The organism is Chryseobacterium sp. sg2396 (genome assembly GCF_042610505.1).
Lineage (GTDB): Bacteria > Bacteroidota > Bacteroidia > Flavobacteriales > Weeksellaceae > Chryseobacterium.
Map to the genome: position 1 here is coordinate 90,146 of NZ_JBHGAQ010000007.1, position 26,153 is coordinate 116,298.

Annotated in this window: 23 protein-coding genes and 2 pseudogenes; 14 read left to right on the plus strand and 11 right to left on the minus strand. The window is 39.8% G+C overall.

The window, feature by feature from the left end; all coding sequences use genetic code 11:
- Nucleotides 1–218 precede the first annotated feature (218 nt).
- Nucleotides 219–1,808 carry an ABC-F family ATP-binding cassette domain-containing protein gene (locus ACED20_RS09375; RefSeq protein ID WP_378104260.1) on the minus strand — a complete coding sequence of 530 codons (1,590 nt, stop codon included), beginning with the start codon at nt 1,806–1,808 and terminating at the stop codon, nt 219–221.
- A 963-nt stretch (nt 1,809–2,771) separates the two neighbouring features.
- On the opposite strand from ACED20_RS09375, the gene ACED20_RS09380 reads away from it, so the two are divergent.
- The 4 genes from ACED20_RS09380 (at nt 2,772) to ACED20_RS09395 (ending at nt 6,167) form a co-directional block, all read left to right on the plus strand.
- On the plus strand, nt 2,772–3,326 hold the full coding sequence (locus tag ACED20_RS09380) for a phosphoribosyltransferase (RefSeq protein ID WP_294199922.1): 555 nt from the start codon (nt 2,772–2,774) through the stop codon (nt 3,324–3,326).
- A 155-nt stretch (nt 3,327–3,481) separates the two neighbouring features.
- Nucleotides 3,482–4,063: an adenylate kinase gene (locus tag ACED20_RS09385; RefSeq protein ID WP_294199923.1), complete on the plus strand. Its 582-nt coding sequence runs from the start codon at nt 3,482–3,484 to the stop codon at nt 4,061–4,063.
- 78 nt (nt 4,064–4,141) lie between these two features.
- Nucleotides 4,142–5,125: a GTPase ObgE gene (gene obgE, locus ACED20_RS09390; RefSeq protein WP_294241300.1), complete on the plus strand. Its 984-nt coding sequence runs from the start codon at nt 4,142–4,144 to the stop codon at nt 5,123–5,125.
- Nucleotides 5,118–6,167: a DUF6438 domain-containing protein gene (locus ACED20_RS09395; RefSeq protein ID WP_378104262.1), complete on the plus strand. Its 1,050-nt coding sequence runs from the start codon at nt 5,118–5,120 to the stop codon at nt 6,165–6,167. The genes obgE and ACED20_RS09395 overlap by 8 nt, the downstream gene beginning before the upstream one ends.
- Before the next feature lies 1 nt (nt 6,168).
- Here ACED20_RS09395 and ACED20_RS09400 read toward each other — a convergent pair whose 3' ends face one another.
- Nucleotides 6,169–6,900, minus strand: a complete 732-nt coding sequence (locus ACED20_RS09400) for a bifunctional 2-polyprenyl-6-hydroxyphenol methylase/3-demethylubiquinol 3-O-methyltransferase UbiG (RefSeq protein ID WP_294241298.1) — start codon at nt 6,898–6,900, stop codon at nt 6,169–6,171.
- Between the two features lie 176 nt (nt 6,901–7,076).
- Here ACED20_RS09400 and ACED20_RS09405 point away from each other — a divergent pair, with 176 nt between their 5' ends.
- Together ACED20_RS09405 and ACED20_RS09410 are read left to right on the plus strand one after the other, a co-directional pair.
- Nucleotides 7,077–7,565, plus strand: coding sequence for a DUF6438 domain-containing protein (locus ACED20_RS09405; protein ID WP_294224564.1), 489 nt, complete (start codon nt 7,077–7,079; stop codon nt 7,563–7,565).
- An 86-nt stretch (nt 7,566–7,651) separates the two neighbouring features.
- Nucleotides 7,652–8,962 carry a DEAD/DEAH box helicase gene (locus ACED20_RS09410; RefSeq protein WP_378104263.1) on the plus strand — a complete coding sequence of 437 codons (1,311 nt, stop codon included), beginning with the start codon at nt 7,652–7,654 and terminating at the stop codon, nt 8,960–8,962.
- 78 nt (nt 8,963–9,040) lie between these two features.
- On the opposite strand, the gene ACED20_RS09415 is transcribed toward ACED20_RS09410, so the two are convergent.
- From ACED20_RS09415 to ACED20_RS09445, 7 genes are all read right to left on the minus strand, one after another.
- The gene (locus ACED20_RS09415) at nt 9,041–9,805 is read right to left on the minus strand and encodes a TatD family hydrolase (RefSeq protein WP_294291105.1); all 765 of its coding nucleotides are present in this window, start codon (nt 9,803–9,805) and stop codon (nt 9,041–9,043) included.
- A gap of 5 nt (nt 9,806–9,810) precedes the next feature.
- Nucleotides 9,811–10,323, minus strand: a complete 513-nt coding sequence (locus ACED20_RS09420; protein ID WP_378104264.1) for a DUF4269 domain-containing protein — start codon at nt 10,321–10,323, stop codon at nt 9,811–9,813.
- Nucleotides 10,316–11,275 (minus strand): GSCFA domain-containing protein, encoded by a 960-nt coding sequence (locus tag ACED20_RS09425; protein WP_378104265.1) that lies wholly within the window; start codon nt 11,273–11,275, stop codon nt 10,316–10,318. Before ACED20_RS09425 ends, ACED20_RS09420 begins: the two co-directional genes overlap by 8 nt.
- Before the next feature lie 78 nt (nt 11,276–11,353).
- Nucleotides 11,354–12,325, minus strand: a complete 972-nt coding sequence (locus ACED20_RS09430) for a polyprenyl synthetase family protein (RefSeq protein WP_294203195.1) — start codon at nt 12,323–12,325, stop codon at nt 11,354–11,356.
- Between the two features lie 329 nt (nt 12,326–12,654).
- Complete coding sequence (locus tag ACED20_RS09435; protein WP_294203193.1) at nt 12,655–13,797, minus strand: inorganic phosphate transporter; 1,143 nt, start codon at nt 13,795–13,797, stop codon at nt 12,655–12,657.
- 20 nt (nt 13,798–13,817) lie between these two features.
- Nucleotides 13,818–14,456 (minus strand): DUF47 domain-containing protein, encoded by a 639-nt coding sequence (locus tag ACED20_RS09440; RefSeq protein WP_076392175.1) that lies wholly within the window; start codon nt 14,454–14,456, stop codon nt 13,818–13,820.
- Between the two features lie 151 nt (nt 14,457–14,607).
- Complete coding sequence (locus tag ACED20_RS09445; RefSeq protein ID WP_294203182.1) at nt 14,608–16,302, minus strand: DEAD/DEAH box helicase; 1,695 nt, start codon at nt 16,300–16,302, stop codon at nt 14,608–14,610.
- A gap of 325 nt (nt 16,303–16,627) precedes the next feature.
- On the opposite strand from ACED20_RS09445, the pseudogene ACED20_RS09450 reads away from it, so the two are divergent.
- The 8 genes and pseudogenes from ACED20_RS09450 (at nt 16,628) to ACED20_RS09485 (ending at nt 23,736) form a co-directional block, all read left to right on the plus strand.
- Nucleotides 16,628–17,236: pseudogene (locus ACED20_RS09450) on the plus strand (TolC family protein).
- 13 nt (nt 17,237–17,249) lie between these two features.
- Entirely contained in the window at nt 17,250–17,840 is a 591-nt protein-coding gene (locus ACED20_RS09455) for a TolC family protein (protein WP_294203214.1), read from the plus strand.
- Nucleotides 17,841–17,843: 3 nt separating this feature from the next.
- Nucleotides 17,844–18,122: a hypothetical protein gene (locus ACED20_RS09460; RefSeq protein WP_378104270.1), complete on the plus strand. Its 279-nt coding sequence runs from the start codon at nt 17,844–17,846 to the stop codon at nt 18,120–18,122.
- Between the two features lie 31 nt (nt 18,123–18,153).
- Nucleotides 18,154–19,119 (plus strand): efflux RND transporter periplasmic adaptor subunit, encoded by a 966-nt coding sequence (locus ACED20_RS09465; RefSeq protein ID WP_378104360.1) that lies wholly within the window; start codon nt 18,154–18,156, stop codon nt 19,117–19,119.
- A 52-nt stretch (nt 19,120–19,171) separates the two neighbouring features.
- Nucleotides 19,172–19,939: pseudogene (locus tag ACED20_RS09470) on the plus strand (ABC transporter permease); the annotation flags it as partial.
- A gap of 45 nt (nt 19,940–19,984) precedes the next feature.
- Entirely contained in the window at nt 19,985–20,650 is a 666-nt protein-coding gene (locus tag ACED20_RS09475) for a DUF2461 domain-containing protein (protein WP_378104272.1), read from the plus strand.
- An 810-nt stretch (nt 20,651–21,460) separates the two neighbouring features.
- Entirely contained in the window at nt 21,461–22,255 is a 795-nt protein-coding gene (locus tag ACED20_RS09480) for an FkbM family methyltransferase (protein ID WP_378104274.1), read from the plus strand.
- A gap of 2 nt (nt 22,256–22,257) precedes the next feature.
- Nucleotides 22,258–23,736: a lipopolysaccharide biosynthesis protein gene (locus ACED20_RS09485; RefSeq protein ID WP_294198064.1), complete on the plus strand. Its 1,479-nt coding sequence runs from the start codon at nt 22,258–22,260 to the stop codon at nt 23,734–23,736.
- Nucleotides 23,737–23,904: 168 nt separating this feature from the next.
- On the opposite strand, the gene ACED20_RS09490 is transcribed toward ACED20_RS09485, so the two are convergent.
- Together ACED20_RS09490 and ACED20_RS09495 are read right to left on the minus strand one after the other, a co-directional pair.
- Nucleotides 23,905–24,954, minus strand: coding sequence for a hypothetical protein (locus ACED20_RS09490; protein WP_378104278.1), 1,050 nt, complete (start codon nt 24,952–24,954; stop codon nt 23,905–23,907).
- Between the two features lie 87 nt (nt 24,955–25,041).
- Nucleotides 25,042–25,896: a glycosyltransferase family 2 protein gene (locus tag ACED20_RS09495; protein ID WP_378104281.1), complete on the minus strand. Its 855-nt coding sequence runs from the start codon at nt 25,894–25,896 to the stop codon at nt 25,042–25,044.
- Nucleotides 25,897–26,153 lie beyond the last annotated feature (257 nt).

Consider the following 26,153-nt stretch of genomic DNA (forward strand, 5'->3'; position numbering starts at 1 on the left):
CAGAATTAATCCCCGAATTGAGAAAGGTGAAAAATCAGGTTTCGTTAAGAATTTCGATCGTAAAGAATTTCTGAAGACTCTTCATCAAAAATATTCGGTTAGCTCAGTATAAAGTTTGTCATTCCGTAGGAATCCAAACACGAATCTTTTAATAAGTTCTCTAATACTATCTTTAGATTCCTCCGGAATGACAATTAGAATGGGTATTTTTATTATTCTCATTTCAACAAAATCTCACGCCTTACCCCAATCTCCTCCAGAAACACCGCATCATGCGAAATCACCAACAAAGTTCCGTGATAATCTTTAATGGAATCCGTAAGAATCTCTACATTCTGAAGGTCTAAATTATTCGTCGGTTCATCGAGGATGATCAGGTCGGGAGCTTTTTGACTGATGGAGAGCCCGCACAGCAGGAGACGCAGACGTTCCCCGCCGCTCAGCACGCCGCACTTTTTATCCCAGGTATCCTTTCCGAAAAGAAATCTTGCCAGTAAGGTCTTTATTTCAGACTCCGGCATTGCCAGGTCGTTGAACTGCTGGACAAACTCATAGACCATCATTGTCCTATCGATTAGAGAATATTCCTGGTCGATGCAGATCCATTGAAAATCTGATCTTGCCATTTTTCCGGCTGAAGGCTGAAGATCACCTAGCAACAGCTTAATCAATGTCGTTTTCCCCGAACCGTTCCGGCCTGTAATAGCGATCCGGTCACCACTCCGGATTTCCAGACTGAGGTTTTCTTTCCAAAGATTGATTTCATCATATGCATAATTAATCTCCTCTGCCGAAATCAGGAGTTTTCCCGAATGAATACCCGAATCATTAAAATTTACTTTCATCTGATCCGAATTTCTCACAGATGAACGCAGCTCCCGTAAATCACCGGAAATGGTATTGATCTTTTCTGCATGCACGGCTTTCAGCTTAGAAGAATTATTCTCCGCTTTGTTCCGCATCGTATTCATCATGATCCGGGCCACGCCCGATTTTTCCTGCTTGCTCTTCCCTCTCGCGTCGAGTTTCTGCTTCCTTTCCAACGTTTCGCGTTCTTTTTCCCTTGCTTTTTTCAGGGTCCGTTCTTTAGAATGGATGTCGTTTTGCAACGCCTCATTTTCAATTTCCTTTTGTGCGGCATAAAAATCATAATTCCCGCCGTAAGTTGAAATTCCCTGATTGCTCAGTTCATAAGTCGTATCCGCCAGATTCAGCAAAGTGCGGTCGTGGCTGACGATCAACACGGTTGCTTTTGTTTTTCCGATAAAATCATACAGCAGGTTCCGCCCTTCAAGATCCAGATGGTTGGTCGGTTCGTCGAGCAGGATAACCTCCGGCTGGTGAATCATCATTCCGGCGAGGAAGACTTTCGTTTTCTGTCCGCCGCTCAGACTGGCGAGTTTTTGGGTGAATTCCAGGCTGTTGAGTTTCCAGTATTGCAAAGCCTGCCGGGAACGTTCTTCGATGTCCCAATCGTCATTCAATGTTTCAAAATAATTATCATCCACTTCCCCATTGGTAATTTTGTGAAGAGCTTCAAGTTTCTGATCGATTTTCAGGCATTCGGCGACGGTAAGGTCATCAAAATTCCCGAACATCTGCGGAACATAAAACAACCCGCCGTGAACGGTTATGTTTCCTGCCTGAGGTTCAATTTGTTTCGCCAATATTCTGAGCAGAGTAGATTTTCCCGTGCCGTTGCTGCCGACCAGGGCTGACTTCGAGTTTGAAGGGATCGTTAAATCAATAGAATTAAAAAGCAGGTCTCCCGCCGGAAACCCAAAGGATATATGGTGTAGAAAAATCATGATTTCTTTCTTTAAAAAGTTAAAACTGCAACAACCTATCCGGTTATTGTCGATTACATCGGAAAGAAATTAAATTCTACATGCTGATATTGATTGGTTTACGAACAACAAAGTTAGGAATTTTTATTTATTTGAAAAATATCTGATTTTCATTATAAATTGGCCATTGACCATTCACTTGCGAAGCAAAATTAACTATTCACTCTAAGAGCCTGTGATAATTTACCTTTTATATTTTAACATTAAGAATTTAAGGTATTTTAGCTAAAAAATTCAATATGTCGGTTGCCTGGCGATATTCAATTAAATACATTGAAATCATCGTATTAAAGTGAAGAATAAACAAAGTTTATTTGATTCAGAAAATTAAGAGAAATGACGGAAAGTTTGATGAATTAAAATTTAAACGAACTCTAAGACCACCCCGTCAAAAATTCTTTGAATTTTCGCCACCCCTCCAACTTTCGGAAGGGAATTTCGGTTAAGGATATTGCTTCAGACTTTTGAAGGATATTTTTTTGTTGGAACGCACAAAGTCGCAAATTAAATAAACATGATGCTTTAAGGCGCGAAGAATTCGACTGAGCCGAATTTTCATACCGCTAATTTCAACTAAAATCTGTGAGAGATTATATCTCCAGTCAGAAACAAACAATCCTGAGCATCCACAATTTTATCAAAGATGAGATCCTTGCAACTTATTACACGAAGCATTAAAAATATTTGCTGCTTTGCACTTGCCAACGATTACCCGCAATATAACTAATCAACTTACATTGCTCTTATAAGTGTAACGGCTTTGTGAAACTTACAGCAGTAAGCATCAAAAAATCTCTGCGCCCTTTGTGTTCATAGAAGCTTTATGAATTTCACTATTCGCTTGCAGAGCAAAATTCATCTTTCACTATTCATCATTCACCTTTCATCAAAAATCCTTAACTTTGCTGCCTACTAAAAATTTTTATGGAGAGTATTAAAGTTCACGACAAAACTTTTGTTCCTTATCTGGAGGATGCCGAAATTCAGGAGATTGTAAAAGCTACGGCTCTAAAGATTTATGAAGATTATAAGGATGAAGTTCCCGTTTTCATCGGGGTTCTGAACGGGGTGATCATGTTTTTTTCAGATCTTCTGAAGCACTATCCGGGAGAGTGTGAGATTGCTTTCATCCAGATGAGTTCTTACGCAGGTACGGAATCTACGGGAATCGTTTACCAGAAAATGGAACTAACGAAAGATGTCAAAGACCGCCACATCATTCTGGTAGAAGATATCGTAGATACGGGGAATACAGTAGAAAGCCTTTTCAAATATTTCAACGAAACTCAGCGTCCGAGATCTGTGAAGATCGCTTCTTTCTTGCTTAAACCTGAAGTGTATAAGAAGGATTTTAAACTGGATTATATTGGGAAGGAAATCCCGAATAAGTTTGTACTAGGCTACGGACTGGATTACGATGAACTGGGAAGAAACCTGCCGAACCTATACCAGTTGGAAGACGGACAGATCAACCATTAAAAGGCTGTTGGCTAATAGCTAATGGCTTTTAGCTTAAAAAAGGTAAAATAAAGAAATAAATTTAATAATAACTTAAAAATGCTAAAGGCAAAAGCAAGTACGCTGACGGTAAAAGCCAGAAGCCAGTCGCCAGTCGCCGGAAGCCCTAAACCATTATGATAAACATTGTTCTGTTTGGCCCTCCGGGAAGCGGAAAAGGTACGCAAGCGCAAAACTTGATCGAGAAATTCAATTTGAAGCAGATCTCAACCGGTGACCTTTTCAGATTCAACATGAAAAATGATACGGAACTTGGGAAACTTGCCAAATCGTACATCGATAAAGGAGAACTGGTTCCGGATCAGGTAACGACAGATATGCTGATCGACGAGATCAGAAAGCCGACCGATGCCGCAGGATTTATTTTCGACGGGTATCCGAGAACGGCGGTTCAGACAGAAGCTCTTGAGAAAATCGTAAAAGAAGAGCTGAACGACGAGATCGACGTTTGCCTTTCTTTAGTGGTTGAAGATTCGATCCTGGAGGAAAGACTTCTGAAAAGAGGAGAAATCAGCGGAAGATCAGATGACAGCAATGTAGAGATCATCCGCAACAGAATAAAAGAATACTACGCGAAAACAGCAGAAGTTGCCGAGCTGTACAAGCAGCAGGGCAAATATGTAGAGATCAACGGTGTCGGAGACATTAACGAAATCTCTGAAAAGCTTTTCGCAGAAGTAGAAAAGTTTCAAAAATAAATTTTTGATTCAAGGTTCAAAGTTCCAAATTCAAGGTTAAAACTTTGAACCTTAAACATAAAACCTTGAATTAAAATCATGTCAAATTTTGTAGATTACGTAAAAATCCATTGTAAAAGCGGACACGGAGGAGCAGGTTCTGCGCATCTCCGCCGTGAAAAATATATTCCCAAGGGCGGACCGGACGGAGGTGACGGAGGCCGTGGCGGCCACGTTATCATGAAAGGGAATGCCAACGAATGGACTTTACTTCCCCTGCGTTATACGCGTCACGTAAAAGCGGAACGCGGGGAGAACGGAGGAAAAAACCAGCTTACCGGAGCTTACGGAGCAGATGTATACATCGAAGTTCCGATCGGGACCATTGCCAAAAATGAAGACGGCGAAATTATCGGGGAAATCCTTGAAGACGGCCAGGAAATTATCCTGATGGAAGGCGGAATGGGCGGAAAAGGAAATGAGCATTTCAAATCGTCCACCAACCAGACCCCAAGATTTGCACAACCGGGAATGGACGGACAGGAAGGCTATGTGGTTTTCGAGCTTAAAATCCTTGCCGATGTAGGATTGGTAGGATTCCCGAATGCAGGAAAATCCACGCTCCTATCTTCAGTTTCTGCGGCAAAACCGAAAATTGCAGATTACGCATTTACCACTTTAACGCCAAACTTAGGAATTGTGGATTACCGGAATTACAAATCTTTCGTAATGGCCGATATTCCGGGAATCATCGAAGGAGCTGCGGAAGGTAAAGGCTTAGGTCACCGTTTCTTAAGACACATCGAAAGAAATTCCATCCTGTTGTTTTTAATTCCTGCCGATTCCGAGGATCATTTTCAGGAGTTTAAAATTCTGGAAAACGAATTGAAGGAATACAATCCTGAACTTCTGGATAAAGATTTCATTGTTTCGGTTTCAAAATCCGATCTTCTGGATGAGGAACTGAAAAAAGAAATCGCCGCTGAATTCCCTGAAAACAAACAGCCGTTGTTTTTCTCCGGTGTTACCGGCGAAGGACTGATGGAACTGAAAGATGCGATCTGGAAGCAATTGCATGAATAAGAAGATATTTCTTTTAACAATTATTTTGATCAGCCAGCTGTGCTTTTCGCAAGGCAAAGCTTTATCAAAAATAGACAGCCTCAGAACAGATTCTGAGGTTGAGTCTTTTGTAAGAAACGGTAAATTCAATATATCCGACCGTTATTCCAGGTTTATTTTAAAAACAATTCAAAGTTTTACAGGAGGTTTTACCGGTATAAACAATAGATTAAAGAAAGCCGCCGACAGTTTAGGCATAACGGAAAGCTTTTACAAAGGAGATTTTGATCACAATGGCCTAACCGATCTGATATTTATCGGAGACGATCAAAGCTGCCAGAGCACATCTTCGGATGCAAAAGAAACTTACTCGTGTTATTCGAGCATTAACCTTCTTCTGGACTTTGGAAAACACTATAAACTTACCTCTGTAAAACCGACCCGTTTTGATTTTGCTGTTCCTGTGGTCCTGAATATTGACGGAAAGGATTATCTTAAAGTCATTACAGAAGCAAACGAAGAAGGCCCATATTCTGACCATTATGAAACTGCCCATAAGCTGGTTTCAAAAATTCTGGATTATCAATTTGATGGGCTTGTAGAATATAATCCCGATCCCTCTCATCATTCCATACAGAAAATAGAATTCAGAACCGATATGTGTTATGGTACCTGCCCGGTATTTACTTTGGAACTTTATAAATCAGGATTATCAAAATTTATTGCGGAGAATTATAATTTTTTTAAACGTGACGATCCGGACTTTGAAAAAAAATCGCACAAAGCCTTTAAAAAAGGAGAAGGCAACTTTGAAACAAAGATGAAAGAAGCTGACTTCCAAAATCTGGAAAATTTACTGAATTACATCAATTTCTCTGAACTTGAGAACAATTACGCTGTAAACTGGACGGATAGTCAAACGGCAACTTTAATCATCACTTATAATGATGGAAAAATTAAGAAAATTGAGGACTACGGTTTGTCCGGCACGTATGGTTTAAAAATATTATATCAAATACTGTTTGATCTCAGGTTTAATCAGAACTGGAAAAAATTAAAATAAACTATTTCATGCAGATCAGCACTTTTTCATTCTGAGAATACCCATGATAAAGATCTTCTGAAAATGTTCTTGCACTTACCTGGAAACCTTCGTTTTTCAGGCGGGATTCCAACCCTTTAACAGAATAAATGCGCACGTGGTCATCCTGCCCGAAATGCTTCAGCCGATCTTCGTCAGTCGTTATTGAATAATCTTCATACATTTCCCCTTCTTTAAAAGGAGTCTGAATTAAAGCAGTGCCGCCCTTTTTCAGAACGCGGTATAATTCACTCATCGCTTTCTGATCTTCGGTAATATGCTCCAGAATATGGTAACAGACAATCAGGTCAAATTTTTCGTCTTCCGCATCAATCTTCGTAATATCATAATGGTAGTCGGACAGAAATTCGTTTTCAAAATCGGTGGGATAATAGGAAATATCCTTTCTTCTCTTCCATTTTTTATACAGCATTCTGGATGGGGAAAAATCAAGGAAGGAGAAGTGTGGTTTCAGAAATTCATATTCCAGCAGCATATTCAGCCTGCGCGTTCGGGGTAAGCTGCCACAGACAGGACAGATCAATTGTCCGTTGTCAAGTCGAACAAATTTCTTGAGTTTTGTTTTACAGATATTACATTCATGATTTTCCCCATGATAAAAAGGCTTTAAAAGTTTTCTCAATTGATCCTCGTTCCGGATCAGTATTTCTTTAGGAAGGATGTTTTTAACGACAGATTTGAGGAAAGTATACATGCGTAATTTTTCTGACTTCAAAATAACAAAAATTTATCTGAAGTCCATTTTAAAATTTAGTTTATCCTTAAACAAACCATAATCACCTTTTAACATCATTCGTCGAAATCGCTTTAATATGGCCTCAATCGGAGACTTTGGAATAATTATTGAGCGATTCCGGGAAAAATCAACCTATGAAATATATCCTGGGCCTTTGTGCCATTATCCTCATGTTTTCATGCAGTTCTCAAAAAGCCAAATCCAAGTATTCCAAGATTGAATACGAAGCGGGTGCGTGTTTCGGCTCCTGTCCTATTTTCAAGATCACCATCAACCCGGACCGTACTGCGGTACTTGAAGCTGAACATTTCAACTTTTCCAAAAATTTTTCCAAAAGCGAATTCGATAAGCCGCGGGAAGGGACTTTTAAAGGAACCATTAAAGAAGCGGATTACAAAAGTTTAATTGCCTTACTTGATAATTTGAATGTTAAAAGCCTCAACGAAAAATATGGTGAAAGAAACATAACTGATCTTCCGACCTCACATCTTAGAGTTAATTTTACGGACGGAACCTCAAAACATATCGAAGATTACGGCAAAAGAGGCACTGAAAAACTAGCCCAATTGTACAAATTCTTTGAAGATCTGAGACATAACCAACAATGGACAAAAGTGAACTGATCCATTAAAAATATTTAAACTACCTTTGCAAAATATAATTCCTTCATTTTGAAGGAATTTTTATGTTAATTATAAAAACAATTCATTTGAATTTTACAGACTTACATTTAATAGAACCTATTGCAAAGGCGATTGAGGAACAAGGATATACTAACCCTACCCCGATCCAGGAAAAATCGATTCCCGAGATTACCAAGGGCAGAGACTTTTTGGGATGCGCACAGACAGGTACCGGAAAAACGGCTGCTTTTGCCATCCCGATCCTACAGAATCTTTCTAAAAATAAATTTCAGAATAATCATATCAAGGCACTGATCCTGACGCCGACCAGAGAGCTGGCGATCCAGATCGAGGAAAACATCAAAGCGTATGGAAAATACCTGCCGTTAAAACACCTGGTAATCTTCGGAGGGGTAAAGCAGGGAAATCAGGAAGCTGCCCTGAAAAAAGGAGTTGACATCCTGGTTGCAACACCGGGAAGACTTTTGGATTTTATCGCGCAAGGAATTATCAGCCTTAAAAATCTTGAAATCTTTGTACTGGACGAAGCCGACCGGATGCTGGATATGGGATTTGTGCATGACGTCAAAAGAGTCATTAAACTTTTACCTCCAAAAAGACAGACTTTGTTCTTCTCGGCGACCATGCCGGCGGAAATCCAGAAACTGGCAGACTCTATCCTGAATAATCCGGTAAAGGTGGAAGTTACTCCCGTTTCATCAACGGCAGAAACCATCAAGCAGTCGGTATATTTTGTGGAAAAAGACAATAAACTGGATCTTTTGACGCATATCTTAAAGAACGATATTTCCGATTCCGTTCTGGTTTTTGCCAGGACGAAGCACGGTGCCGATAAAATTGCAAGAAAGCTGCAGAAAGATAACATCACCACGGAGGCCATCCATGGGAATAAGTCGCAGAATGCCCGTCAGAATGCACTGAACAATTTCAAATCCGGTAAAACAAGGGTTCTTGTGGCCACTGATATTGCTGCGAGAGGAATTGATATCGACGAACTGAAATACGTTGTTAATTTCGAGCTTTCCGACGTCTCCGAAACGTATGTTCACCGGATCGGAAGAACCGGAAGAGCCGGTGCGGAAGGAACTTCCATCTCATTTGTTGACGGACTGGATTTATTAAACTTAAAAAATACGGAGAAACTGATTGGCATGAAGATCCCTATCGTTAAGGATCATCCATTTCATACAGATAATTTGGTTGCCCAGAAAAGGGATTCCAACAATAAGCCGATGGCGGGAGGTGGAGAAAGACCAAAATCTTCAAGACCTAACTATTCCAGGCCAAATAATAATAAAAATAAACCTGCTGATGGCACATCTGCCAATGTGGGTTTCAAAAAGCCTAAGAATAAGAACTTCACGAGAAAAAAATAATGTAAAAGCCTTCCCATTTGGAAGGCTTTTTTACGTTCTGGCTAAAGTCAATCTGATACTCTTGCTAAAAAATCGGTTTTAGTATTTAAATAATTTCTTTGCATTCTCCGTCGTCACCCTGTCAATCTCCGAAAAATCGGCTTTATAAATATCCACTAATTTACCGGCCACAAGATCGAGATAAGCACTTTCATTGCGCTTGCCTCTGTGCGGAACCGGCGCAAGATAAGGAGAATCCGTCTCCAGCACTATTTTATCCAATGGAATTTCGCTCAGAAACTGGTCTATTTTACCATTTTTAAAGGTGACTACTCCGCCAATTCCTAAAATAAAATTAAGATCGACAGCATGTTTTGCCTGTTCCAGATTTCCTGAAAAACAATGGAAAATCCCGCGGAGTTTTGGATGCTTTTTTCTTTCCAGCACTTCAAACGTTTCGTCGAAACTTTCCCGGGTGTGGATCACGATTGGCAGGTCTCTTTCAATAGCCCAGTCGATCTGCTGCTCAAAGGCTTTCACCTGAATATCCAAAGTTGTTTTATCCCAATACAGATCGATCCCGATTTCCCCGACAGCCGGAAAAGCCCTTTGATCGAGATATTTTTTAACAATCTCCAGCTCTTTTTCCCAGGTTTCCGGTTTTACGTAGCACGGATGCAGCCCCATCATGGAGAAAATATGTTCCGGGTACTCTGCTTCCAGCTGCAACATTTTTTCGTGGGATTCCGAATCGATAGCCGGAAGGTAAAATTCGGTTATCCCTTTATCTAAAGCTCTCTGAATGGCTTCTTTCCGGTCTTCATCAAATTCTTCTGCGTATAAATGGGTATGGGTATCAATCATTTTCTTTAAAATTTTAATAGGTCTTCGTAAGGATTTTTCAGTCCCAGCAATAATCCGAAAGCGGGTTCTGTTTTTATTCCCTGTTTTTTCAATGCAATAATTTTTTTTTTAAAATTTTCTCCTTTTTCCTGTAATATGCTATATTCGGCGATCATGTGACGATAGGCATTCTGCTTGGCAGCCGGTTTATTCTGCCCGAAAATTTCGACAGGAAATTCTTCCAGGATAAAGTTGCCGACAACAGCTTCATCCCCGTTTATTTCAAGGCTCTCGACCTTGATATTAAATTCTGAGAAAGTATCTGTTAACAAACTCTCAAACTCCATGTGACACTTCATTTCACAGATGATATCCAGATCACTTCCTTCAATATCTATTTCTATCGGAATGGTTCCCGCCAGAATAGGCGAATGGTCTTTCAGTTTTTCAAAAATCCTGTAGGCTGTCAATAGTTCGTAAGCTCGTTGCTGCTTTTTATTTCCGGTTTTAAGATAATCAATTGTTGTAAAATCAATCATCGGAAAATATCTTATGTATCACTTTTTTCTGTTGATTTTCAATCCTTTCGTTCAGTTTTTCTTTAAACTGAATGTATTTCGGATCTTTTTCATCGCTGCTCCGGTGTTCCAGTGCTTTTGAAATTTTAAAGTTTTCCCTGATAAATTCTTTGGTTTCATCCGAAAAATAAGCGTTGCCGAATTTCTCAAAGATATAGTTGACCGCCTGTTCCGTAGGATGGATCATATCTTCCTTATAAAAACGGTAGTCCCGGAGGTCGTCCATCAGTATTTCATAAACGGGAAGATAATGGCAGTAATCCAGCTCTTCTGTCATTTCATGGATGGAAGTAATGAGTTTGGATTTGCTCAGCTGGTTTTCCACCATGCCGTCTTTGGTGTGCCGGACCGGGGAAACAGTAAATAAAATCTGCACGTCGTCTTTACAGATGTCTTTCAGGTTTAAAATGGTATCATAAGTAGCATCCGTAAGTTCCTGATGGGTCAATATCCTTTTTTCAAAAAACTTCTGGGGAATCCGGTGGCAATTGGCTACCAGCTTCTTTTTAGGGACAAATTCGTAAATAAAAGAAGTTCCATAAGTGATGATAACCCAATTACTCTCCTGAAGAAACTGGTTTCCTTCCGTAATCCTGCTATTGATCTTATCCAGTGTCTGATGAATATACCGGGTATCGAAGCTGGTATGATGGTCCAGTGAAATAAAAGTTTCATCAAAAGTAATGAGTTCCTCTTCTTCGTAAAATTCCGAATCGTGCAGCCTTTTAACGGCATTGCTGATCGAGAACGGATTGAAGATCGTTCCGAACGGATTATTCACCGTCTGCAGCTGTCCCTGATGAAACAGATCCGACATTTCCGAGGCAAAGCAAGACCCTATTGAAAATATTTTATCTTCAACCCCGATCTTCTTTTTCGATTCCTGAATATCTACTTCTGTCCTGAACTTCATACTCATTTTGAAAATTTGAGAATTTGAAAATGAAATAATTTAGAATTTTCAAATTGACCCCATTTTCAAATTAACACATTAACTTTCTCTTCTCAATAAATAATTGGCCAATTCAGCAAACGGTTTTTTCTTCTCCTCCGGAATATCGATCTTCTGAAGGTAGCTCTGGCCTATTTCGTTGTGTTTTTCAATTAAACGCAATGCCTTCTCATCAACTTTCGTTCTTCTGAAAATCTTTTCAACACCGTACACTTTATCGATGTTATCCGTTTTTTTAGAATACCAGTAATCCAGTTCCTTTCTTTCTTCTTCCGTTGCGTGTTCTCTCGCCATCAGATAAAGTACGGTCTTTTTATTTTCATAAATATCCCCGGCATGTTTCTTACCGAACTGTGCCTGATCACCGAATACATCAAGATAATCATCCATAATCTGGAATGCAATCCCGATATGCTTCCCGAAGTTGAAAATCGCTTTTGCATCTTTGAAGTTTGCTTTTGCAATCAGGGCTCCGATCTCAAATGAAGACGCGCTCAAAACCCCGGTTTTATAGGTAATCATCCTGATGTAATCATCAAAGGTCACGTTTTCCTGGGTCTCGAAATTGATGTCATACTGCTGCCCTTCACACAGCAACAGACCGGTATGGGTGAATATTCTGATGCAGGCTTTGAAAATTTCAGGTTCCAGATCTTCAAAAAACTTATAGGCTTTCAGCATTAGTCCGTCCCCTGAAAGAATTCCTACGTTAATTCCGTGCAGGGTGTGAATCGTCGGTTTATTTCTTCTCAGCGGAGCCTCATCCATGATATCGTCGTGGATCAGGGTGAAATTATGAAAAAATTCGATCGCCAGCGCAGGTTTTATCGCCTCTTTCAAATCACCGCCAAATAAATCGCAGGCCATCAGAACCATGATCGGACGAAGACGCTTGCCACCGTGAGAAATAATGTAGTTCATCGGTTCATACAATTCCACCGGCTTATCTTTAAAGGTATATTTGGCAATGGCATCCGCAACAATCTGCTGGTATCGGTCTAAAAATTCCATAAATTCTAATAGTTTAAACAAAAATACAATTTTTCGGGGCTTTATAAAGTAAAATCCTCACTGTTTTAATAGAGAGGATTCAATTTTAATTAATTATTTTAGTTGTAATATTTCAGGATTCTTATTTCCATGACGAATTGTTAAAATATAAATTGTATCATTATTCATTTCATAATAAAGAAGATACTTCTGAATGATTTTCACGTAGATATTTGGTGATACCCATAACTTTTGATTTAATGATCTGAATTAGAAAAATTTTCTCAATTAAATAAAAAAAAACTTTGCCCGATATGAGCAAAGTTGATGATATTTTTAAAATTATAGTTTTAAGATAAAAATGCCACTAAGAGATAAGTAATCCCGGCAACAATCGCTGAGATTGGGATCGTTAGTACCCAGGCCCAAAGAAGGCTTACAGTAATCCCCCATCTTACAGCCGAAACCCTTTTCGTCAGTCCTACCCCGATAATGGAACCGGTGATGGTATGTGTGGTAGAAACAGGAATTGAAAGGTGTTCTGTAATAAATAAAGTAATGGCACCTGCAGTTTCTGCACTTACTCCTTCTAAAGGCGTTACTTTCGTGATTTTTGTTCCCATTGTTTTAATGATCTTCCAGCCTCCGCTCATGGTACCTAAAGCAATGGCCAAGAACGATACCAGAGGAACCCACAAATAATGCTGCGCAAAATAGTTGAAACGCTCTCCGGAAGCAATATTCATATATAATGGATCGTGAATCATATCTACGTGATAGAAAATTATTGCCGCTCCAATAATCCCCATTACTTTCTGAGCATCATTAAGACCATGTGTCAAGCTGAATAATGCCGATGAAGCCAATTGTAATCTTTTGAATGACTGATCTGCCTTATGTGGATTTGATCTTTTATAAAGATGAACAATAATAAGGGTAATGATTATCGAAATTAACATCCCGATGAAAGGAGCCAAGAAAATGAACAGGAAAATAGGAATTACCTTATCAAATTTCACCACCTTCTGATGTGTGACCTGGCTAAAAGCTTCTTTAAGGGTATCCCATACTCCCAACTCGGAATGTGCTGCTGCTACCGTATGATAATCCATCATAAAAGCATGCATTAAAGCAGCCCCTAGAAAGCCTCCGATCAAAGTATGCGAGGAGGAGGAAGGAATACCGAACCACCACGTCAAAAGATTCCATGCGATGGCAGCAATCAATCCTGAAAATATAACTTCAAGGTTAATAAAATTTTCATTTACGGTTTTGGCAATCGTATTACCAATTTTAAATTCTCCAATAACATAGGCCGCTAAGAAAAAAGCGGCAAAATTCCAGAGCGCAGCCCAAAGAACGGCCTGGAAAGGAGTTAAAACTTTTGTAGAAACAATAGTCGCAATTGAGTTGGCCGCATCATGGAAACCATTGATGTAATCGAATATGAGGGCCAATGCAATAATAACTATAAGTAAAATCGGAAATTCCATTGTTTAATTATAATTATTAATTAAGCGTATTTAATCATGATGTTCTCGATCGTGTTGGCAACATCTTCTGCTTTGTCTGTTACTACTTCAAGATAATTAAGTACGGATGAAACCTTGATAATGTTGATCGCGTCATTCGTTTCAAATAACTCTACCATAGAGTTCGATAACAGATCATCAGCAATATTTTCAATAGAATTTACTTTGATGCAGGCTTCTTTTACCTGCTCCATATTTTTGAAACCTTTCAGGTTCTTCATTGCGTTCTGGATCTCAAGACATGCCTTGTGGATCAGCAATGAGAAATCGGAATACGCTTTCATTTCTGGAGATTTGTACAGGAAAATATACTTCGTGGAAGCGTAAATGTAATCGGCGATATCATCCAGTCCGGTAGCCAGCGTGTGGATATCTTCCCTGTCAAACGGCGTAATGAAGTTTTTACCCAATTCTACGAAGATTTCGTGGGTAAGCTCATCATTTTTGTGCTCGTAGTCGCTCATCTTTTTCAGCATGGAATCGTCATTCAGATCGAAATCCTTGATTCCGTGGTTGAATTCTTCAGACATTGCTACAAGGTTTTCTGTTACTTTTTCGAAAAGCACAAAGAAGATTTTATCTTTCGGTTGGAAAGCGTGGAAAATATTACCAATTCCCATTGTAAAGTTTTTATAATTTCGTGTGCAAATTTCTTAAAAAACCCCCTTACCTGAAACAATACAACATTAAGTTTTGTTAACATTGGCTTACCGCCTGGCTATCAAACAAAAAAACCGGCAAAAATGCCGGTTTATATGGTTTTGGAAGGGATTAATTTGCCTCTTCGGCACGCATTTCCTTTCCTCTGAATTTCATTGTGGAAATATTGCTCAGAAGATCTCCCTTGTAGGATTTTTCGATCTCGAAGAAAGAGAATTTCTCCAGGATCTCGATATCTCCGATTTCCGCTCTTTTTTTGCTTTTCCCGTTAGACGTAGCTTTATTGATAATGTCTAATACGTCAAGCTTTTTCAGCTGGTCTTTTTTACCAAGGTTGAAGAAGAATCTTACCATGTCTTCATTCTTTCTTCTTGGTTTTCCGCCACGCTCTCTTCTTTCTCCTCTCTCGCTTCGTTCTCCCCTGTCGCGGTCTCTGCCTCTGTCACGGTCTCTTCTGGAACCTCTGTCGTCATCCCTGCTGCTCAGCTTCTGTTCCATCAGGTCATGTCTGTCTTTATAATACAGCGCAAGATCTTTCAGTTGGAACTGAAGAAGCTTGTGTGCCAGTTCTTCTTTCGTAAAGGCTGATAAATCCGGAATTAAAGAATCATCGAACTCGAAGAAATCTTCGTGGATCTCGAAAAGGCTTTCGAAAACACCGCCTACCTGGGCTTTGATAATATCTTCACCGGTAGGGATTTTGCCTTCCGTCATCTCGATTTTCGTTACCGATTTGATCTGCTTCAGCTTTCTGCTTTCTTCAGGCTTGATCAAAGCAATGGAAATACCGTCTTTTCCGGCTCTACCCGTTCTTCCGCTTCGGTGAACGAATACTTCAGGATCATCAGGCAGAGAATAGTGGATTACGTGCGTCAGTGAATTTACATCCAATCCTCTTGCCGCAACGTCCGTCGCCACAAGGATATCAATATTTTTCAGTCTGAACTTTTTCATTACCGTATCCCTCTGTGCCTGAGAAAGGTCTCCGTGAAGCGCGTCGGCTGCATATCCGTTCTGCATCAGGAAATCGGCAACCTCTTGGGTTTCCATTCTCGTTCTGCAGAAAATAATGGAATATTGGTTCGGGTTTGAATCGATCAGTCTCTTCAAAGCCTCTTTTTTCTGACGGTAACCGGTTACATAATATTCGTGCTTGATGTTCTTCTTAACTTCGTTAATGGAACCCACGGAAATTCTGTGAGGCTTGGTCAGGTAATTTTTAGAAATACGTTCTACTTCCTTGTTCATCGTTGCAGAGAACAGGAAAGTCTGTTTTGTTTCAGGCGTTTCGCTGAGGATGGTTTCCAGTTCGTCTTTGAAACCCATGGAAAGCATTTCGTCAGCCTCGTCCAGTACCAGCCAGTGGATAGCTGAAAAATCGAGTGCCTTTCTGTTGATAAGGTCGATCACCCTTCCCGGAGTTCCCACAATGATCTGCGGTTTATCCTTTAGCGATCTCATTTGGTCCATAATACTGCTTCCACCGTAAACTGCCGTAGTTTTGATGTCTTTCATGTATTTGGAATAGTTTTTTATGTCTTTAGCAATCTGAAGACATAATTCCCGTGTCGGACAAAGCACCAATAGCTGGATTTTGCGACTCGTTTCGTCAATCATATCCAAAATCGGAAGCGAAAATGCTGCTGTTTTGCCTGTCCCCGTCTGCGCAAGTGCGATCAAATCGCGAATATCTGAAAGAATGAAAGGGATAGTCTGTTTTTGGATTTCTGTCGGGCTTTCGTAACCCAGTTCGCCAATTGCCTTAAGAATATCAGGACTTAAATTGGTCTCCGTAAATAAATTCATTAAATATTATAAAATTTCTGCAAAGATACAATAAATATTGATTTGTTTTTGAATTAATTACGAAATATACAAACTTAAATTCAGAATCATTTAAGATTTTTTTAATTTTTAAAAAATTTACCGCAAAAAAACGATGCCTGCGTTAAAAACATGTTAAAAATTATTTTTTTTTTGTTAAATTGGATTGATTTTTTCTGTTTGATTTATGAATTTTCAGAAATTAACTATGAAACGCCTGTTCTTTTTTTTGATATTCTTTTTCAGAACATTAGAAATTTCTGCCCAAACCAATAGCTATCCACCTAGCTGAACCCTGGAGAATTGTATAGAATATGCAAAGCAGCACAACATCTCCATCAATTCTTTGCGCCTTTCCAGAAACGCTGCGGAACAGGATCTGCTCCAGGCGAAAAAAGCCAAATACCCCAACCTGAATGCCTCCGTATCATAAGGCATTTTGGCCGTAAACGGAAATAACGGACTGATCGTAAACGGGATACATTCACAAAACATAGCAGCAAGTTCGTCCATGACTTTATACCGCGCAGGCTACATCCGAAACAATGAGGCTTCCAAAAATCTTCTGGTACAGATGGCGGATCTGTCGGTGCAGGAAGCCCAGAACAACATCACGTTGAATATCACCCAGGCCTACCTAAATATTTTAACGACAGAAGAAAATATTGTTGCTCTTCAGGAAATTTTAACCACTACAAAAACACAACTTAAGCAGGGCGACCAGCTCTATAAAGCAGGCAGTATCTCCAAGCTGAACTATCTCCAGATTCAGGCACAGGTCGCCCAGGACGAATACAATCTTGTTGCCGCACAGAATAACCTCAGAACCTATATTGTCAATCTGAAACAGATCTTACAGCTTCCTACCGATTACGATTTTTCAGATCGTAAAGCCGGAAAGCATTACTGTCGATGAAAACTTTAAAACCCTGTCCGAAGTTCAGAACATGGCCCAGAATCAGCGGCCGGAAGTGAAATACGGGGAACTTAACATCGAAAACTCCAAAACCAATCTGAAAATGGCCCAGCCTTCCATTCTTCCGACCTTAAGCCTTACCGGCAGTATTTCCAGTAATTATGCTTACAACAACGGAAATTATTTTAACCAGCTGGGAAACAACTTTTTCTTGCCGATAGGCCTCAGCTTAGGAATTCCGATTTACAACAACAGGATTTACCGGACAGCCATTGAAAAATCAAAGATCGAGATCCAGCAGGCTAATTTAGATTTACTAAATACCAAAACCGTACTTAACCAGCAAATCGAGCAAGCTTATATCAGCCTTCAGAACTCGTTTTCGCAATACGAATCGGCTTCCCGGCAGATGGATCTCAATAAACAGAGCTATGATATCGTAACCGCCCAGATGAAACTGGGAAGCATTGATTATGTGCAGCTTCAGCAGCAACGGCTTACCTATATCCAATCGATACAGAATTTTCTTCAGGCAAAATATTCGCCCGTTCTTAATGAGCAGATCTACGAATTTTATGCGGGAAATCCAATAAACATCAGATAAACCATGAAAGGAAAAAATAAAAAATGGCTGTACTGGATGATCGGCGGCATCATTGTATTGAGCGCTGTCTGGTACTTTTTTATCCGCGAAAAAGAAGTTAAAATCCAGCTGGAAACGGTAAAGCCTGAAATGGGAGAGATTTCCAATTCCATTACGGCTACGGGTAAGGTTCAGCCTGTGGATACGGTGGCCGTAGGTACTCAGATTTCCGGGATCATTAAAAAAACCTATGTAGATTTTAATTCTACGGTGAAAAAAAGGACAGCTCCTTGCGACCCTTGATCCCGATCTGTTTCAATACCAGACCGAACAAATCAACGCCAATTTACAGAATGCGAAAAGCAACCTGGCCTATAATGAAATCAATTTCAACCGGCAACAGCAGCTTTATAAAGTAGGCGCCATCAGCAAAGCGGATTTTGATGTAGCGACCAACCAGTTCAATGCTGCAAGGGCACAGGTAAATTCCGTAAGCGCACAGCTTTCCACGGCCAGAAAAAATTTATCCTTGACGAATATCTATTCACCGATCGACGGAACGGTTCTGAACCGGAATGTGAGCGAAGGCCAGACCGTAGCCTCCAGTTTCAGTACCCCTACCCTTTTCAGCATTGCGAAAGATTTAACGAAAATGCAGATCCGCGCCTCGGTGGATGAAGCGGATATCGGAAATATCGTAAAAGGCCCGAAAGCTACCTTTACCGTTGATGCCTTTCCGGACGAAACCTTTAACGGAAGCGTATCGGAGGTGCGGCTGCAACCTACCGTTTCCTCCAATGTCGTGAATTATACCACCATCATCAACGCAGATAATTCAAGCTTAAAATTAAAACCCGGAATGACGGCCAACATCACAATTTACACCCAAGTCCTGAAAAACGTTATGAAAATCCCGGTTGCAGCCACCAGCTTCAGACCCGACAGCCTGGTCATGAAAAAATATAAAGTGGATTCACCTTTCGCTAATGGAAAAGGGAAAAGAAAAGGCACCGGGCCGAAAAAAGAAAAATCCGGCGGGGAAAATAAAAGTGAAGCCGCAGGGGTATGGGTAATCGGAAAAGACAGCATCATTACCCGGAAGAGGATCAGAACCGGAATGAACAACGACACGGAAATCCAGGTTATTTCGGGACTTGACAGAAATGACAATATCTTCACAGGATATAAAAATTTATCTAAAAAACCCTCCGGGAATGCCGCTAAAAGCCCTTTTATGCCTCAGCGAAGAGATGGAGGAAGTGGCGGAGGAAACCGTGGCGGCGGTGGCGGACCGAGATAAAAAAGCAATAGTCAACAACAAATCACTATCAATAAAAAAACCACCATGCCGGAAAGTCTGCCTCCTTGGACAGACCGTGGTCGCCAATCTTTTCCCAAATGGTGAAGATCCGGTCGGCAGCATTATCCGGTTCAACAAAGTTCCGATGAAGGTAATCGGCGTCCTTGCGGCGAAAGGCTCCAACGCATTCGGGCAGGATCAGGATGATGTGATTATCGCTCCGTTCAGTACGGTACAGCGAAGATTCCTGGGAATTACCTATGTACAGACGATCTACGCTTCCTCTACCAACGAAAATACTTCCCAGCAGGCCACGGATGAAATTTCGGAAATTTTAAGGAAACAGCATAAGCTTGCTGAAGACGGCAGCAATGACGATTTTTCCGTAAGAACCCAGGCCGAACTGATTTCCATCATGAGTTCAACCAGCCAGCTTTTAACAGTGCTTTTATCGGCGATTGCAGGGATTTCTCTGATTGTCGGAGGAATCGGGATTATGAGCATCATGTATGTTTCCGTTACCGAAAGAACCAAGGAGATTGGCCTGCGAATGTCGATTGGAGCGAGAGGAAAAGACATCCTGTATCAGTTTTTGATTGAAGCGATCATGATCAGCATTACCGGCGGGATCATCGGTGTACTACTGGGTGTTTTAACCTCGAAACTTGTCACGCTTTTCCTTTCGTGGCCGACGTATATTACGGAATCATCCATTATTATTTCATTCATCGTCTGTGCCATCACCGGTGTATTTTTCGGATATTACCCGGCTTTGAAAGCTTCAAAACTGGATCCTATCGAGGCATTGCGGTATGAATAGTTTTCGTAATTTTAAAGAAATTAAGATCAATAAAAAACAAATCGTATGTCGTCAGTACTTTCTCCTGAAGTGTTCGGATTTTTAAAAAAGCTCAGTCAAAATAACAACCGCGAATGGTTTAGCGAACATAAAAACCTGTATGTTGAATCCCAGCAGAACGTCATTGCATTCCTGGAAAGCCTCATTACAAAAATGTCAGGATTCGATGAAGAACTGGCGAAAATCGATGCAAAAAAGGCATTGTTCAGGATTTACCGCGATACCCGGTTTTCCAAAGATAAAATTCCGTACAAAACGAATTTCGGTGCGTCGCTGGGGATGGGAAAGGGAAGTCAGAAAGGTGGCTATTATCTGCACCTGGAGCCAGGCAAATCGTTTATCGCCGGAGGAATTTATATGCCGGAATCATCTGTCTTAAAAGAATTGATAAAAGAGATTTCATTGTATTCTGAAGAGTTTTTAGCTATTATCAACAATAACGATTTTAAAAAGCATTTCCCTGAAATGGATCAGGAAGACAAGCTGAAGAAAATTCCCCAGGGATTTGAAAAAGATGATCCCATGGCCGAATACCTCAAACTGAAAAATTTCATTGTTGTTTATGATCTAAAAGACGAAGAAGTGCTGGATAAAAATGCCGTTAAAAACCTTACCAACATCTTCAAATTGATGAAACCGCTGAACGATTTTCTGAATGCGCCGCTGATGTGAGGGAAATGGTCAATGGTGAATTTTGCTTGGCAAGTCAATTTTTAAAAAGTGAATGGTGAATTTTGTTTCACAAGTGAATTTTGCTCTGCAAATGAATTTTAATAAACATGAATTGACTATTGACTCGAAGAAATTGACCATTTACAAGAAACTGAATTTTGCTGCTGAAGTCAATTTTAAAAGTGAATGGTGAAAGGTGAATTTAATAAGGCTTTTCTGGACACCATGCACACCGAGTTCTTCTTATCCTTGCTGTTTTGAAGTTTCTTAAAGCCGTTTCACTTATCATAAAAACACGGAGGTTTATTGAAAGTATTTGATTTTATCGGGAAGCATGAAGATACAAAAGATTAAAAGTGTGTGATAAAGATGCAAGATTATCTTTAATAGAATTGAATACCACTAATTAATTTTTGGTATTTTTAATTTGAAATTGGTTTTAAAAAACTTTGAAATTGAATACTTTGCAGTTTTTAATTTTTGTAGAAAGCGACCGCATCTATCTTAGTGTAACAATTCCTAATTTTAATATAGATTTTTAGCCCTGCTATTATCAACGGTATAAAAATTTGGCATTGTCAAATCCCTTGTGTCTTTCAACGTTACCTCTGCACCAATTTTCGCGTCTTTGCGCATTCCAAAAGCAATTGAATATCAAAATATAACATCCCGGTAACGGCTTAAAGGATCCTACATTTTCCACTTTACGATAATTAATTAAACCCTGAATTTCAACCAGTTATATTTTAATATTTTTAACAATAGTTTAACATTTTTGCTTATATTTGCGGATTAGTCAAATAGCCCCCCATGTCCCTGTATCAACGAATCGCTGAAAAACTGCAATATATCAGTCCGAACTTTTATAAAGAAAGGTATTTTAAAAGTTTACGCAATCTTACCAAAGAGAATTTTTCTGCCCGGAATGTAGAGCCGGAATTGGTCTGGATCAAGGATTATTTATCTGAAAATGCCGTGATTCTGGACATCGGTGCTAATGTCGGAACCTTTCTCTACCAGCTCGAAAACAGGCTGGATCACCGCTCCATCTATGCTTTTGAACCCAATAAAAAACTGTATCGCCGTCTTAAAAGGCTATTTCCGACAATGCGGGTACTTCCACTGGCACTTTCCGATGAAAATACGACTGCCGAATTTAAAGTTCCGGTCATCAACGGGAAAACGGTAGCCTCCAGAGGAACCCTCAACACGGAGTACAAGGAAAAAGGTGAAGAAAAAAGCTACACCGAAAAGGTAAAAGTGATAAAGCTCGATGACTGGGCAGCAACTGAACATTTCCACAGACTGGATTTCATTAAGATCGATGTTGAGGGCAATGAGATGAAAACCCTCTTCGGAGCCAAAGAAACCATCCGGAAGTTTGCACCGACGCTGATGGTGGAAATGGAACAGAGGCATCATGAAACACCAATCTGGAAAGAGATTTCTGAAGTAGAGTCCTGGGGATACGATGCCCATTATTTAAACAGGAATCATTTTGAGCTTGAGAAATTGACGGAGGAAATCCTTCTGAAAAATACAAGCGATGAAAAAAACAAAACGGAATACATCAACAATATTATTTTTATTCCTAAAAGCCAATAAACATGAGTGTAGTAGCGAGACAGGGATTCAAATATTCGATCATTGGCTATCTAGGTTTTCTGCTGGGAACAGTCTCGGCTATTTTTATTTTTCCAAACGATTTCGAGTTTTACGGCAAGCTGCGGTACAGCATGCAGACCGCGGAAATGCTGGTTCCTTTTGTAGTGTTCGGAATTTCTTATGCCAACGTAAAATTCTTCCACAGTGTGCAGAAAGACGGAAAAAATCAGAATATGCTGTCGCTGTCGCTCCTTACGGTGGTTACTAATTTCCTGATTTTCTGCGGGATATTTTTCGTACTCCCCTATGTATATCCCAAGTTCCTGAAAACACAGGCCTGGAATATCAAAGAAATCATCCTGCCTCTGATTCTGGTGCTCTCGCTCTGTGCGATTTTTAACAAGTATACTTCCAACTATAAACGGATCGTTGTTTCCAATATTTTCGATAATCTTTTTCCTAAAATAGCCAATCTGGGAGCTTTCTGCCTGTTTTTTTACTTTACAATGTCACAGCAGATCGCTCTGTCATTTTTCTTCGGCATTTTTACCCTGATGCTATTCGGGTATATTTATTACACAAATAAGCTGGAAAAGATCAACCTGGATTTTAATACGGAATATTTTAAGAAAGACAATTTCTGGAAGGAGTTTACCAGCTACAGCTTTTTCGGTTTTCTGGGGACTTTCGGGAATTACCTGGCGATCAACAGCTTTATGATCGGCGAATATATGGGGATGGAAGAAAACGGGATTTATTCCACATTGTATGCACTAATTTCCCTGATTTCCATTCCGCAGCTTGGGCTGTTTAATATTTCCGCACCGATCATCAGCCAACATCTGGCTGACGGCGATATGGAAGGGCTTGACCGGTTTCATAAAAAGACTTCTCTTTCGCTGTATTTTCTGGGGGCCATTTTGTTTTCATGCATCATGGTTGGATTTCCTTACCTGACGTATTTTATGCCGAAAAACGGGATGATGCTGCGCGAATATGAACCGGTAGTCTGGATCTGGGGATCGGCTGTTTTAATTGATCTGGCCACAGGATTCAACGGAAATATTATTTCCCTTTCAAAATATTATAAATTCAACATCCTCGTGATGCTTATGCTGGCCGGTCTTACCATTGCACTGAATTTCTATTTCCTGAAAAATACAGACCTGAAGCTGATCGGGATTGCCCTTTCCACCGCTATTTCCCTGACTACTTACAATGTGGTAAAGATTGTTTTTAATTATTTCATGTTTAAGGTTTCGCCGCTGTCGATTGAAATGATTTTCGTTTCCATCATCTGCACACTGGCCATTACCGTAGCGATTGTCCTTCCGAATTTCAGCAATAATTTCATCAACCTTGTGTACAAACCGGCAGTGGTATTGTTACTGATTTTTATCGGGAATTATTTCACCAAGATCTTTCCTATAGAAAATTACCTGAACAGGAATTTCATCAAGAGTATTTTTAAGTTTAAATAAGAATGGGTTAGCAGGCTGGATGAAGAAAGCTGGATGCTGGAAGTTTTTGTATACATATTTGGTTTATTAGGCTAAAGCCAATCATCATACATATTTTTATAGCATGAATAAGCTAAAGCCCATTCCTATTGATATTCATATCTGTTTTTATATAAAACTGACGTTATGTTAAACAGCAATCAGCCCATTTAAAAGTTTTTGAAGTTTTAGCTGAACAGCTTGTCTGCTATAGTCTTTCTGAAAATCAAATGAGGTCTTTTTAAGCATTTCAAACTGACTGATGATATCCTTTTGTTCCGGAACGATAAAGTCCAGTCGAGATTGATAATTTTCAGGAAACACCGCCCATTTTCCGAATTTGATGGCATCCCCGAGGTTGCCCGTCATTTTGGTTGTACCATAGGTTTCTTTCAGGCTGAAAAATGCCGTTTCCTGCTGAATCGGGCACCACAAAACATCGGCTTTCTGCATCCATCCTTCAAAAACCGCAGGAGAAACACGCTCTGAAAAGTACTTCAGTATAATATTCTTCGGTACATTCTGAGATAATTCGTCAAGCTGTTGCAGTTCCCCATCTTTTGCTTTTCCAAGAAAGACAAAGGTTATTTCTTTCTGTATATTTAAATTTTTAACCGTATTAAAAACGTGTTTATAATCCCTTCTCTGCTGGGAAACTCCACCCGGAATCACGACGGTCAGTGCTTTGTTGTCCGGTGCATTAAAAGGTTTTCTGTAAAAAAGAGGCAGGAACCTGAATAGATCAGAGCTTAACGCTTCATCCAGCACCAAAAGATGTTTTGCTTTCCTGTACACTTCGGAAGATTTCAGTAAATCTTCTTTCCACCAGAGTTTTAGCCGATAGATGTTATCTTTTTTGAAGATGCTTTTTATCAGCTTCATTTTGGAAGCTTTGATAAAATTCATGTTGTGTACAATTACCGCTGTATTATATTTTGCCGTGATGCCCAAAAATGTATTGAAATACCGGTGAACGGTTCCGATGATGATCAGATCATAATCTTTTTCCTTCAGCTGATCCCGGATCACAGAGCTGTTGGATAAGAAAATTGATCCTCCATGGTCAACAATCTGATTTCTGATCTTTTTTGAAAAATAATAATCCACCGAAAATGATGGCGATCCTTCCATAATTTCCATAAAAGACTGCGCTATTTCCGCATGGGTATCAATTTCGATGTAGGCTATTTTTTTCACCATGAGTAAGTTTTGGCTAAAGCCGGTTTGAATTTATTTTTGGGAAAGCGAACTAAAACTCCTATTGATGTTTGCCACAATTCAACATGATCACATCTTCAGCCATTTTTTCTTCAGCATATTCCAACGCTGGCTGTTGATGATTTTCTGCTCTTCTTTTGAAATCTTTAACTCCAGTTTTTGGGAACGGCAGCGTTCATATGATCTTATGATCTTTATCAAAAAGGAAACCGATCTGCTTTTCATCGCTTCTTTTGAAGCGGCAATATAGGCTAAAAACGGGTTAAGCCCTAAAAAATAAAAGTATCTCCCGTAATAATCGGCAGGTTTTATGGTATAATCTGCTCCTTTCACCTTGATTAATTTTACATGCAGTTCCGGCAGTACCACTTCTTTCCAGCCTAAGTTCTCCAGCAGGATGGCATCGATATTATCCCAGCCTAACGTTTCCCGAATTCCTTTCATCTGAACGAAGCATTCTTTACGGTACGCCTTCATCGGACCCCGGACATGATGTTTGTTGGAGTTCCCTTCATATACCCACTGCTCATCTTTTTCCACATACAATAAGCCGCCGACCAGTCCGTATTGCGGATTCTTCTGAAAAGAATCTTTAACGGTTTCAAGATAATCTTCTGGTAAAATAATATCGGCATCAAATTTACAGATAATATCAAATTCATCCATGTTCTGACTCTGAAGCCCGTTCTTAAATGCATTAACTACTTTAGAACCCGGCTGATGCAGAGACTTCTGAAGAGAAACCGATGTGAACCGGGAATCTTTATCCGCGTATTTGCTGATGACCTCCTGGGTGCCGTCCGTTGAACCGTCATTCACCACAACGATTTTAAAATCCTTCCAACTCTGATGAAGTAAGGAATCGAGGGTAAACGGAAGGTTATTTTCTTCGTTGTGGGCCGGAATGATGATTAAAAATTTCAAAAATTATTTGGTTTTATATTGTATCTGACTGAAACTAATGATTATTTAACCACAAAAGAGACAAAAGATAATTGTAATGTTTACGCTATTAGATAGTCAAAGTACTCAAAAGAAAAAATCACAGATTTTTAATTATTTTATCCATTCCTTATGTGTACTCATTAATTCCATTAAAAGCATTTAAATCTTTTGCTTCTTTTGGCTCCTCAAACTTCGGTTTGTATTTCATGATAGCATAAAATGATTAAATCTGAAAA